This is a genomic window from Chryseobacterium sp. JM1, from assembly GCF_000737715.1.
Classification (GTDB): domain Bacteria; phylum Bacteroidota; class Bacteroidia; order Flavobacteriales; family Weeksellaceae; genus Chryseobacterium.
The window spans coordinates 239,415-252,133 of sequence record NZ_JPRN01000003.1 but is presented as its reverse complement, the minus strand read 5'-3'; the positions used below and the strand labels follow the sequence as shown (position 1 = coordinate 252,133).

Below are 12,719 nucleotides of genomic sequence, written 5' to 3'. Positions count from 1 at the left end.
ATATAATTTTATCTAAATTTAAAAAATAAATTGTTTCTGTCACAATGACGACTAGGCGTATAAATTTCGATTTATATCTAAAAACAAAAATCTCTCTCATTACTGAAAGGGATTTGTTATCTATAAAATTTTCCGTTCGCAAAACTTCCAAACTGTTCGACAGAAAATAATCGTAAAGTAACATATTTTACGGTTTTTTTATTAATCTTATTTGATAAAACTAATATCAGAGAAGAATACCAATTGACTTCCTATTTATTGCATACAGAAATCTTAATCAAACAGCACACTCGGCATATTTTTTGCTCATAAAAACCTAATAACCAAACAAATACATTTATGATTAAAAAATTACTCTTGGGCTGTCTATTCTTGACAGCAGTATTCTTGTCTTCATGTGAGAAATCTCAAAATACATCATCAGCAAAAGACAGTGAGTTATCCATTAAAACAGTTTCAATGGTCACTTTTGGTGCCATGGCTGTTGCACTTCTTGTGGCTTACAGCTATCGAAGAAGGTAAGAGAGATAAAATAACAAAAGAAAAACACCCGTTTAGAATCTAAACGGGTGTCTTATATTTATAGTCAATGATTACATATAAGCTTCAATCGGCTCACAAGTACATACTAAGTTTCTGTCTCCATAAGCTTCATCAACTCTGGATACGGAAGCGAAGAATTTGTGGTCTCTTACCCAGTCTAGCGGATAAGCTGCCTTTTCTCTGCTGTATGGTTTATCCCAAGAATCTGAGATTACCAGCTGCTCAGTGTGTGGAGCGTTTTTAAGAACGTTGTTCGCCTGATCTGCTTCTCCGTTAGCAATCTCATCGATTTCTTTTTTGATAGAGATTAACGCTTCTGCAAAACGGTCAATTTCAGACTTGCTTTCAGATTCTGTAGGCTCAATCATCAATGTTCCTGCTACAGGGAAAGAAACGGTTGGAGCATGGAATCCATAATCCATTAGTCTTTTCGCTACATCAGCCACTTCAATTCCTAAAGTTTTGAACTGACGGAAGTCTACAATACACTCGTGAGCTACTCTTCCACTCTCGTTTGAGTAAAGGATCGGGAAATGCTCTGCTAAAATTTCTTTAAGATAATTCGCATTCATGATGGCATGACCTGTAGCCTTTTTCAATCCCTCTGTTCCTAACATTTTGATGTAAGAATAAGAAATATTAAGGATCAGACCAGAACCGTAAGGTGCTGCAGAAATACCTTCGATCGCTTCTTTAGAACCGATTCTGATATTGGCATTGGAAGGAAGGAAAGGTACTAAGTGCTTAGCCACACAAATTGGACCTACTCCAGGACCTCCACCTCCGTGAGGAATCGCGAAAGTTTTGTGTAAGTTCAGGTGACAAACATCTGCTCCGATGTTTCCTGGACTTGTGAATCCTACCTGAGCATTCATGTTGGCACCGTCCATATATACCTGTCCACCGTGCTCGTGGATTAAGCTTGTAATTTCTTTAATGTTGGCATCGAAGAATCCGTAAGTAGACGGATATGTGATCATTACACAAGATAAATTCTCAGAATTCTGCTCTGTTTTAGCTTTCAAGTCTTCGAAATCAATTTCTCCGCTTTCAAGGTTTTTAACGACAACAATCTTCATTCCTGCCATCGCTGCAGAAGCCGGGTTGGTTCCGTGTGCAGACTGAGGGATCAATACTACATTTCTGTGGCCTTCACCTCTTGAAATGTGATATTCTCTGATCACCATTAATCCTGCATATTCACCCTGAGCTCCAGAGTTTGGCTGAAGAGAAGTTCCTGCGAAACCAGTGATTTCAGCTAAATCTTTCTCCAATTCTCTGATCATTTCCTGATAACCTCCAGCCTGATCCACCGGTACAAATGGGTGAACAGCTCCCCAGTTATCCCAAGAAAGGGGCAACATTTGAGTAGCAGCGTTCAGTTTCATGGTACAAGAACCAAGAGAAATCATTGAATGTGTTAATGATAAATCTTTTCTTTCCAAACGTTTGATGTAACGCATCAATTCCGTTTCAGTATGGTATTTGTTGAATACCTGTTCCGTAAGAATTTCGTCTTTTCTTAAATTCTCCTCAGGAATGCTGTATCCTTCTTTTATTTCTAATTTGAAGGTCTGCTTGTCTTTGAACTGAGCGAAAGAAGCCATCAGATAGTTTAATTTCTCCAATGTTGTACTTTCGTTGATCGCAATACTTACCACCCCTTCTGTAAAATAGTTCAGGTTAAGTTTGTGATCAAGCATCATTCTCATCAATCTTCCTTTCTCATCCTCACTCATCGTGATTTTTACAGTATCGAAGATTGGCTCTTCAACTGTCTGATATCCTAATGCTTTAAGACCGTTTTTCAAAGCATTGGCTTTAAAGTGGATCTGATCAGCGATATAGTTTAATCCTTTTGGACCGTGATAAACGGCATACATTCCTGCCATTACCGCAAGAAGCACCTGTGCTGTACAGATATTGGAAGTCGCTCTCTCTCTTTTAATGTGCTGCTCTCTGGTCTGAAGTGCCATTCTCAATGCACGTTTTCCGTACATATCCTGAGAAACCCCGATGATTCTTCCCGGAATGTCTCTTTTGTAATCTTCTTTACAAGAGAAAAATGCAGCGTGAGGTCCTCCGTAACCTAATGGAATACCAAATCTCTGGGAAGTTCCAACGGCACAGTCAGCACCCATAGAAGCAGGAGATTTCAATTTAACCAAAGCCATCGGATCACAAGCTACAACGACCTGTAAATCTAATTTTTTATAGTTTACGATATCTTCAGTATAGTCTAAAACGATACCGTTTTTCCCTGGATACTGTAGTAAAACACCGTAATAGCTTCCATCTAACTCGTGAGTTTTGTGGTCACCTTCCACGATTTCGATTTCCAAACCTTCAGCTTTCGTTTTTAAAACGGCAACTGTTTGAGGTAAAACAAGATCGGAAACGAAGAATTTGTTGGCATTGGCTTTCTTCTGGTCCTTCGTTCTGTTGTTGAAGAACATATGCATAGCTTCTGCTGCTGCTGTAGATTCATCCAAAAGAGAAGCATTAGCCAGTCCGAAACCTGTAAGATCGCACACTACTGTCTGGAAATTAAGAAGAGCTTCCAGCCTTCCCTGTGCAATTTCAGCCTGATAAGGAGTATACGCCGTATACCAGCTTGGGTTTTCAAAGATATTTCTCTGAATAGCTGATGGCAAAAGTGTATTGTGGTATCCAAAACCAATGTAGCTCGTATAATCAGTATTCTTCGATGCCAGATCTTTCGAATGGTTCAGCATCTCGTATTCTGAAAGCGGTGCAGAGATCTCAAGGTCTTTCTCTAAACGGATAGAAGAAGGAATGGTTTGAGAAATTAGTTCTTCAATACTTGAAACGCCCAATCTTTCCAGCATTGCCTGTTTATCGGCTTCATTAAGGGAAATGTGACGGCTCACAAACTGTTCTGTATTCATTTTTATTTATTAGATTTTGTTTGTAAAAAAGATTCGTAAAATTACGTTTTTTTAAACGATTGTACAACTGTGAAAATATCAGTTGTTTTTCCTAAAAATTCTTAAAATTTCAGATGAAAACTTTTTCGAATGTTAAAAAAATATAATTAGGTATTTCACCATTATATGAAATTTATTCCCTGAAAAAAAAACTCTCATAGAAATATTTAATATTCCCTCCTCAAACATTCTCCTTTTATCCGCTATATACTGAACAAATACCTAAAATTATGAACTTATGACTTCATAATACCATTTTGTACATTTGGTCGCAATTGAACAAAAAATCCCTCAAAACTAAAATTAGTACTAACCATAAAACTTAAAAAAATAGGATCATTCAGACATAAAAAACAAACTTAAAAACACATTAATGACAAAAAAGAAACAGAACAGGTTAATACCGGCATTCATTATTGCCTTTTTCTTTCATTCAAAAATTCAATCACAAACCCTCCTCTTCTCTTCTGAACCTGATGCTTCAGAAAGAAAATGGAACGCCTATTTAAAAGGATTCATTCAGGCTGATGTCATGCTTGATTTCCAGGAAATACAGTTTAAGGAAGGCTTTGTATCTCCTTCTATAACAGTTCCTCAACAGGATCTAATGGGTTCTCACTTCAGTTTAAAACAGTCACAGATTGGCTTAGGACTCAAACAGTCTGACCGTGCCGGTGATTCAGATCTTTCAGCTTATATCGAAATCGATTTTCTGGGACCCAACGGGACTACATCCCCAAGATTCAGACAGGGATATATACAATGGAAGAAGTTTCTCATTGGCCAGACATGGAGTAATTTTTCAGATGTAGATATTTTTCCAAATATATTTGACTTTGCCGGTCCTAACGGCATGATGCTTTCCCGTACTTTTCAGATCCGGTATTCTGAGAAATTGTCTGAAAAAGAAAATCTATCTTTATCAATGGAGGATCCGGACGCAATAAGTGTTTCAATTCCGGACATCCAAACCGGATGGAAAAAAAGAAACTTCATGCCTATTGTAACCGCCTCATACCGGTATGGAAACGTTAAAAATTATATTAAAATCGGAGGTATCCTATCCCCTATTAATTATAAAAAAAATGATAAAACCAATACCCGAATGGGGTTTGGAGGAGTATTCTCATCCAGAAAGAGTATAGGCAATGCGAACAATCTGAGATTTCAGACTTCATATGGTAAGGGATATTCCAGCGGCAGTCAAATTCTAAGAGGCGAAGGATATGATGCTGTTCTCAATTCAGAGAGCGAAAACCCGGAAACTTTGAGCCTGTTTAATATTCTGGGCATTTATGAACACTGGTGGTCTCCCAAATGGAGTTCAGTGGTATATTACAGCTTTTCTGAAATCGGTAACAACCCTATGATCAGTCAAACCAAAATAAAACGCTTTCAGAATGCCGCGGTAAATCTGATTTATCAGCCTTATAAAAACTTAAGACTGGGTGCTGAGGCTAATTACGGTAAAATAAAAAAATTCGGAAACGGTGATGCGGAAGCCTTTAGGGTTCAACTATCTACGTCATTATCATTTTAATCAATAAATTATCATACATCGCTAAAGGCCTGCTCATCGGGATATTTAATATTTATAAAAAATTTATTAATTATATTTATTCTAAATTAATATATTTGCAACATGAATATGATTGTCCCATTTAAAGTACCGCCTTTAGCTCCTGTATTTGCATTTAATAATGAAGATATGTATTGTGAAAAGAAATCCTGCTGCAAAAAGTTCAAGAAAGGAAAGAGATGTAAAAAATGTCCGGGAAGAAAGAAGATGGCTTAGACTAGCCGAAATTCCTGACTAAAAAATATACCGCCAACGCCAGAATAATAATTCCCCAGATCAGCATCATGATCTTTGGCTGGCCTGATTTATTGATCCGTGTTCTGGGCTGAGGCTTAAACATTTCCTCTACGCTGCTTTTAAACTGATCGCCGTCATTCTCAAAGACTTCCGTAATGGTGATTCCCTGTACTGCCGTTTTGTGCAGCAGCGAATTGGTTGCATGAAGTAAAATCTGAAATTTCCCGTCCTTAAATTCTGTAATCTTAAAGATTCTTTCTCCGAAAGGCTTTTCCAGACCGAAAGGCAATACTTTCACCACATCAGCATTGCTCGTCTGCCAGTTGATGATGATCTCCTCCCCTTTTTTTGCATGAATTTTATTCGCCGTAAACGTTTTAATACTTGGCGGAATATTATATCTGAAACTTTTCTGATGGTTCTCTAAATTCTGGTCGTACGTACGTCTGCTTCCGGAATCACTCAATATTTCATAAGCTTCCTGAATTTCGCGGAAACGCCCGGCAAAGAAATCATCGTTGTCATTTTTATCGGGATGATATTTTAAAGATAACTTTCTATAGGCTTTCTTGATGTCTTCTTCTGAAGCATCAGGAGAAATCCCGAGAAAATAGTAGTAATCTTTCATTGAGCTAGGCAAAAATAAGAAATTATTTTTTTTTCGGGTTTATTCTTTGTGAGAATATTTCAGTAAAATACTCATGCTTTTTTAAGCATTAATGACACGAATGTTTTCACCAATGGACACGCTGTTGTTGTGGTGAATAATTCAGATATTTATTTTGCAGTTATGATCTTTCCTGCTTTTTCTGGTGGCTGAGATACCCGAAGCCACCTTTTCTATAAAAAAATTCCGGCGCGGGAAGCTTTGCTTCCCGCGCCGGAACTAAACAATTTCAATTTAGTTATTGACTTCTTATGCTTCTACAGTATTATCCTTACTGTCTTTTATGCAACATCTTGAAGAGAATTCTTTTTTGAATTTCCCTTTCAGTTCCTGGTACTGCTCATCATCCATTTCTCTGATTCTGTCTGCAAAACCGAAAGGTGATCTTTCTTTGATTCCGTATTCGTTAAAAATACCTTTCATGAATCTTTTTCTCTGTGCTATTTTTTTGGCAGCCAATGCGATGCCCACTACAGCTAATGCTCCAAGAGCTCCTTTTAATGCTGAATTTTTCATTTTTTCAAAATTTTAAATTTTACTACTTCTTGTTTTTTATATAGACGGATGAATTTCAATTTTACTTTACTACTTCCTAAAATTTTTAAATTATCCGTTGTTTTTGTTGAAGAATCCTCCTGAACATTTATCTCTCCAAACTTCCTTGAATTTCTCTCTTTCTTCAGGGGACAGTTCAGCCATTCTCTGTCTCATCTTTCTTTCTTTGAAATCTCTCATTCCTTTTCCGAAATGGAAACCTCCAAAAAGAATTTTACTTAAGACCAGTATTCCCATCGCCTGCCAGAATGTAATGGATTTTACACCCAGGATCTCAGGAAGCAGACAGTTCCAAAGCGACATTACAATGAATGTAACGGCCAGTAAGATCAGCGGCGGACATAAGAATAAAAAAATCCAGCCTTTTTTGTGTTTATAATTCATAATTTCTTCTTTACTAACTATTTAAATCTTCGTATAATCTTCTCAGTCTGTTTCTTAAATGCTTCACAGCATAATTTTTTCTACTGATAATGGTTTTGATATTTTCTCCCTGTTCGTCAGCGATCTGCTGCAGGGTTTTGTCGTTCAGTTCGTTTTCTACGTACACTAACCTTTGTTTCTCGGGAAGTTCGTCCAAAGCCTCAAACAGCTTTTTCCATATCTCGTCCTGAAACATTTTGATTTCAGGTCCGGCACTCTCGTCCAGCAATAAGATATCCTTGATAGAAAAACTTCCATCTTCGTCTTCATACACGAAATCTTCAAGATTTTCGGTTTTCTTTTTGCGGTAACGGTCTGTGATTTTATTCGCAGTCACTCTGTACAGCCAGCCTCCGACATTCACAATCTCCGAAAGATTGGTCAGACTGCTGAACTGGAACCACACTTCCTGCAGAATATCTTCCGCATCTTCAGTGTTTTTCACTTTCGGACGAATATAAGACATCAGCTTTCCTCCGTACTTTGAAACGGTTTGTGAGATGATACTTGCTTTCTCCTCCTGTGGCATTGTTATTTCTTCGACAACCTCCATATTGCTATGACGATCTGCCTTTTGGTTTTACTTTAATAAATTTAAAAAAAATTATTGACTGTTGGAGTTTTCTTTTGTAGAGCGGGTTTGTGAGTTTGAGGGCTTTAGAGTTTTAGAGTTTTAGAGTTTTAGAGTTTTAGAGTTTTAGAGTTTTAGAGTTTTAGAGTTTTAGAGTTTTAGAGTTTTAGAGTTTTAGAGTTTTAGAGTTTTAGAGTTTTAGAGTTTTAGAGTTTTAGAGTAAGATATTAAAATATGATACAGAGTTAGTGTTGCAAGTTTATGAATATGACTTTTAATTATTTATATGCCAAATCATCTTAACTTAACCACCCCTCAACCTCAACCTCAACCTCAACCTCAACCTAAATCTCAACCTAAATCTTAATCTTAATCTCTCAAAACTAATTTCTAACTTCTAATCTCTAACCTCTAAATAAAAAGAAACGGAAAGCATTACACTCCCCGTTCCTATACTTATAAATATTGTATTATTTTTTGTTGAAATTTTCGGCAAAGAAGCCCAACATATATTTGTACAGTTCTATTCTGCTTGGCTCTTTTCTGAATCCGTGACCTTCATCATATTTTACCATGTAGGAAACTTCAACTCCTTTTGCTCTCATCGCCTTTACAATCTGATCTGATTCATTGATATTTACTCTTGGATCATTAGCGCCCTGCACTACAAATAAAGGTTTTTTAATCTTATCGATATGGAATACCGGAGAAACTTCTTTAGCGATTTTTGCTTCTTCAGGATTATCCAGGTCATACCAGATTTGTTTTACCATTTCTTTGTACGGCTTCCAGTATTCAGGGAAAGATTCAAAGAATGTGAAGATATTGGAAACGCCCACATAATCTACACCGCAAGCATAGAGATCTGGAGTTTTAATAAGTCCCATCAGGGTTGCATATCCTCCGTGGCTTCCTCCATAGATCGCAATTTTATTTTTATCAATCCAGCCTTGTTCTATGACATATTTTACTCCATCTTCTACGTCATCCATTGCTTTACGTCCGATCTGTTTGTATCCTGACTGTTGAAATTCCTTTCCATAGCCACCTGAAATTCTGAAATTCACGTGCAGCGTGGCATATCCTCTGCTGGCAAAAAGCTGATCTTCAGGATTGAATCCCCAGTCGTCTCTGACTCCCTGCGGACCCCCGTGTGGATTAACGATTAATGGAACTTTCTTACCATTAGCTGCATCTTTAGGCATGGTGATATATCCGCGGATGGTAAGGCCATCTCTGCTTTTGAATTCAATAGGCTTCATTTCAGCCATATCTTCTTCTTTCAGCTGAGGCATCAGGTTGTACAGAAGTTTCAGTTGCTTAGATTTTGTATCATATTCATAATACGTTCCGTAAAGCCTGTCACTGCCAACCACAACCAATAATTTCTCCTCGTTATCATCAGAAGAAACTACGGAAAATTCTTTTTCTTTGAATTCAGTTTTTAATTGATCGTGGACCTCTTTGTAAAATTTACTTACAGGAATTGTTTCACTTTTAACTCCGGTATAGCTTATATAATCCAGTTCGTAATTTCTGTTTTTGCGGGCTGTGCTTATTGAACTTACATCATATACAGGATTGGAATACACTTCTTTTATGATGGTGTTTTTCTTCAGATCATACAGTACGATTCTGGCTTTATCACTGTCTAAATTAGTGACTACATAAGCTTCATCCTTATTTTTAGAGTTATCATTCAATCCTATAATACTGAACGTGTTTTTCCAGTCTGTTGATTTAATAAGATTAAATTTCCCTGTTTCTGAATCTTTGTAATAGGTTTTTGTAGTCAGTCCGTTTTCCAGAACGGTGTATCCACGCATATTCCCTTTTTTGTCAAAAATATAACCGTCAATAGGATTATTTACATCTTTATTTTCATAAAGCTGAGTCATTTCACCGGTATTGAAATTGATTTTATAAGGTTCAAAGATCTGCTTGTTATTTTTGTTCAGGGCAACAATTACGAATTCAGTGTCCTTAATTATATTTGCATAATTGAGGGTTACACCATCAAAAGGAGTTAAATCCTTAAGATTTTTTCCATCAATATCCACTGCATACAAATGGGTATTTTCATTTCCCCCTTTATCCTGGGTAAAGAACATTCTTTTTTTGTCCAGCCAACCGTAGCTTCCGATAAGATCATCTTTTTCTACAATAGCTTTTGTAATTTTTCCGGTTTTCAGTTCTTTTACATAGACGTGATTCTTTTTATCTGCGTCTTTCTCTTTGTAAGAAAGATATTGCCCATCCGGTGAAATCTGGAAACTCGAAGCATTGGGTCTTGCGAAATAGTCTTCTACTTTGTATTTGAAATTTCCTTTATCATAGGAAATTAATTTATCCAGAGTCTCTTTGGAAGAAGGAAGTGTAGGGTCGCCCAGCAGTTTTGCCGTTGAAGTCTGTGCATTCATCATCATTGCTGAAAGTACGATTTGAGCTGCACCAAAAATTTTTGCATTTAGATTCATAGATTTATGTTTTGAGATTAGATCATAGATTTTAAAAACAATAAAATCCTTTACTTAATATGACGTACTCCATCTCAATATGTTACAAAAATCACAATATATTCACTAAAAAAAACATGCTTATAGAAAAATATAAAGAATTAATATAAAAATGCATGATTTATTTACCACAAATCATTAATTTAAATAAATTCCGAAATACCATGTCCAGGCTATTAAAATAATCTGCATCGGAATTCGCTCTTTATAAAGATAATTCATACCGGGACCGGTGTAGTCTGCCTTGAAAATATTGATTTTTTTCTTTGAAGAATTGATATTGGCGATGAAAACCAAAACATAAAAAATAACCAGCAGTATCGCCATCAGCTCCCGCATGGATGGAATCATCAACCCTATTCCCGCAGCAATTTCAATAACTCCCGTGAAATAGACCCAGAACATTTTTCCTGGAACCCATTCAGGAATCATCATCGCCATTCCTTTCTGAAATTTAAAGTGAGAAAATCCTGTGAATATGATGAATACAGCCATCCCCAGATTCCCGGAGAATAAAAAATCAGGCTTTCCCTGAATGGCAAATGTGGCCACCAGAGCGAGAAGAAATGTTCCGAAAAGGATGCTTAATAATTTCATACTGTTGTTTATTAAAAGTAATTAGAAAGATACTGCATCTTTCCATGATATCAATAGAAAACCTTACAGACTTTTGAAATCTATAAGGTTAGTTTCTGTTAAAGCAAGGTACGGATTATTTATTCTCGGCAAGGTTTTTTACCACGTCAAGACCTTTTATAAATCCCGTATCCAGATGATCTTTCCATTCTTTATCGACCTGTACTTCAGCATGAAGCTTGGTTTTTCCTTCCAAATCAATAAGGATGTATTTTTCGAAAGCACCGCTCCATTCCATTACTTCTTTGCTTTGTGTATCTTCTTTGCCTTCTTTGTCTACCATTCCTAGGTGTTTAAAAATGACCTGATTCGGCTCATCAATGCTGTCAATGGTTGAGACCATTCCTTCTCCTTCTGCGTTCACAAAATACGTTTTACCACCCACTTTCCAGTCGGATTTAATGACAGATCCGGGACCGAAAAACTGAGTCCATTCGGTATAGGTTTCCGGGGTCCAGAGAACGTCCCACACCTTCTGTAATGGGGCGTTGATAACAATTTCGTAAGATAAGGTTTCCATATTTTAAGTTTTTGTAATTTTTGTATTCTGTGGTTTATAATTGAATTTCTGAAAGATTTTTCACAATCCCTAAAGCGACCGGGAATTTCTCTTCAAAAAATGATTTAAACTCTTCAGGGGTCTGAATTTCAATTTTCAAAATGGTCCCCGTTTCTGTTTCTTCCAAAATATAAGCTTCCGTAGCTTCACCCCAATCCTGAGGTGCTTCTACACCGTCATAAATTTCGCCAAGGTGCAGGAGCTTTAATTCTTTATGGGGGATATTTTTTTCAACACGGCTGTACATCCCGTTATTGTTGGGATCGAAAAACTTCATGATGCTTCCTTCTTCAAATGTTCCCTGATAAAAAGAACCTTCCGTGAAAGCTGTTGTCCACTGTCTGTAGGTGATATCACTCCAAAGTACATCCCATACTCTTTCATTGGGTGCATCGATCTGGATTTCAAAAAATATTTTTTGCATTGCTTCTTTATTTAGAGGTTAGATATTAGAGGTTAGATATTAGTTTTGGGGATATAGCCAGGAATCAAAATACCAGATGTTAGATGCTAGATGCTAGATGCTAGATGCTAGATGCTAGATGTCAAAAATACTACTATTGGTCGTTATAACTTCCATTTTCTAACTTCTAATCTCTAACTTCTCATTCTAGCCTCCTACGAAATCTCCTCCATTGATATGAATCACTTCTCCGGTGATGTAATCTGCATCTCTGGAGGCAAGAAAAACATAGGCCGGAGCTACTTCTGAAGGTTGTCCTGCCCGTTTCAGGGGTGTATCTTTTCCAAATGTTGACAAATCATCGAAAGCTTCTTTTACCAGTGGGGTCCAAATAGGTCCGGGAGCAATTCCGTTGACCAATATTTTCTTTTCAGCAAGATTGGCTGACAGCGAACGGATAAAAGATAAAATAGCTCCTTTCGTTGCAGCATAATCAATCAAATGTTCACTTCCCCGATACGCCGTGACCGACGTCGTACAGATAATCCTGCCTCCTTCTCCCATCAGAGGAAGAAAATTTCTCGTCAGAGAAATCATAGAAATGATATTGGTATTAAAAGTTTCCTGAATCTGCTCATCGGTGATCTTTTCAAGACTGTTCTTTGAAGTATGGATTCCGGCGTTATTGACCAGGATATCGAGACTTTTCCAGTTATCTTTTATCTTTTCTACACATTTTATCCTGAATGCTTTTTTTGTAAGATCTCCTTTGATCACGGTACATTGCTGTCCCTCCTTCTCTACCAGTCTTTTTGTTTCTTTAGCATCATCATCGCTTTCTTTGTAAATGATTGCAACATCTGCTCCTTCTCTTGCAAAATGAACAGCTACAGCCTGCCCTATTCCGCTGTCTCCACCTGAGATGACTGCCTTTTTTCCTTTAAGCTTCCGGCTTCCCTGATAATCGTTACGGATGATCTCGGGAAAGAGTCCGTCTTTTGGAACTTTTGATTTGGATTGTGACTTGTTCTGTGTTTTCATAGGCAAATCTTTTTCTAATTCCATCAAACAGCAAGCCGAAA

The 12,719-nt window shown here is 37.1% G+C and carries 12 protein-coding genes; 2 read left to right on the top strand and 10 right to left on the bottom strand.

Annotation, left to right across the window (positions count from 1 at the left end; translation table 11 throughout):
• Positions 1-593 precede the first annotated feature (593 nt).
• Positions 594-3,452 (bottom strand): aminomethyl-transferring glycine dehydrogenase, encoded by a 2,859-nt coding sequence (gene gcvP / locus IW22_RS06270; protein WP_034725077.1) that lies wholly within the window; start codon positions 3,450-3,452, stop codon positions 594-596.
• Positions 3,453-3,864: 412 nt separating this feature from the next.
• On the opposite strand from gcvP, the gene IW22_RS06265 reads away from it, so the two are divergent.
• Together IW22_RS06265 and IW22_RS24335 are read left to right on the top strand one after the other, a co-directional pair.
• Positions 3,865-5,031, top strand: a complete 1,167-nt coding sequence (locus IW22_RS06265; RefSeq protein WP_034725076.1) for a DcaP family trimeric outer membrane transporter — start codon at positions 3,865-3,867, stop codon at positions 5,029-5,031.
• A 102-nt stretch (positions 5,032-5,133) separates the two neighbouring features.
• Positions 5,134-5,286, top strand: coding sequence for a hypothetical protein (locus IW22_RS24335; RefSeq protein WP_165571867.1), 153 nt, complete (start codon positions 5,134-5,136; stop codon positions 5,284-5,286).
• Between the two features lies 1 nt (position 5,287).
• Here IW22_RS24335 and IW22_RS06260 read toward each other — a convergent pair whose 3' ends face one another.
• From IW22_RS06260 to IW22_RS06220, 9 genes are all read right to left on the bottom strand, one after another.
• Complete coding sequence (locus IW22_RS06260) at positions 5,288-5,935, bottom strand: J domain-containing protein (protein ID WP_034725074.1); 648 nt, start codon at positions 5,933-5,935, stop codon at positions 5,288-5,290.
• A gap of 288 nt (positions 5,936-6,223) precedes the next feature.
• Complete coding sequence (locus IW22_RS06255) at positions 6,224-6,490, bottom strand: hypothetical protein (RefSeq protein ID WP_034725073.1); 267 nt, start codon at positions 6,488-6,490, stop codon at positions 6,224-6,226.
• A gap of 90 nt (positions 6,491-6,580) precedes the next feature.
• Positions 6,581-6,913 carry a hypothetical protein gene (locus tag IW22_RS06250; RefSeq protein ID WP_034725072.1) on the bottom strand — a complete coding sequence of 111 codons (333 nt, stop codon included), beginning with the start codon at positions 6,911-6,913 and terminating at the stop codon, positions 6,581-6,583.
• Positions 6,914-6,926: 13 nt separating this feature from the next.
• A complete protein-coding gene (locus tag IW22_RS06245) occupies positions 6,927-7,505 on the bottom strand; it encodes an RNA polymerase sigma factor (RefSeq protein WP_034725071.1) in 579 nt (192 codons plus the stop codon).
• Positions 7,506-7,993: 488 nt separating this feature from the next.
• The gene (locus tag IW22_RS06240) at positions 7,994-10,000 is read right to left on the bottom strand and encodes an alpha/beta hydrolase family protein (RefSeq protein ID WP_034725070.1); all 2,007 of its coding nucleotides are present in this window, start codon (positions 9,998-10,000) and stop codon (positions 7,994-7,996) included.
• Positions 10,001-10,177: 177 nt separating this feature from the next.
• Positions 10,178-10,636, bottom strand: a complete 459-nt coding sequence (locus IW22_RS06235) for a membrane protein (RefSeq protein ID WP_034725068.1) — start codon at positions 10,634-10,636, stop codon at positions 10,178-10,180.
• A gap of 115 nt (positions 10,637-10,751) precedes the next feature.
• The gene (locus tag IW22_RS06230; RefSeq protein WP_034725066.1) at positions 10,752-11,195 is read right to left on the bottom strand and encodes an SRPBCC family protein; all 444 of its coding nucleotides are present in this window, start codon (positions 11,193-11,195) and stop codon (positions 10,752-10,754) included.
• Between the two features lie 34 nt (positions 11,196-11,229).
• The gene (locus IW22_RS06225) at positions 11,230-11,658 is read right to left on the bottom strand and encodes an ATPase (protein ID WP_034725065.1); all 429 of its coding nucleotides are present in this window, start codon (positions 11,656-11,658) and stop codon (positions 11,230-11,232) included.
• A gap of 186 nt (positions 11,659-11,844) precedes the next feature.
• Positions 11,845-12,678 carry an SDR family oxidoreductase gene (locus tag IW22_RS06220; protein WP_117616576.1) on the bottom strand — a complete coding sequence of 278 codons (834 nt, stop codon included), beginning with the start codon at positions 12,676-12,678 and terminating at the stop codon, positions 11,845-11,847.
• Positions 12,679-12,719 lie beyond the last annotated feature (41 nt).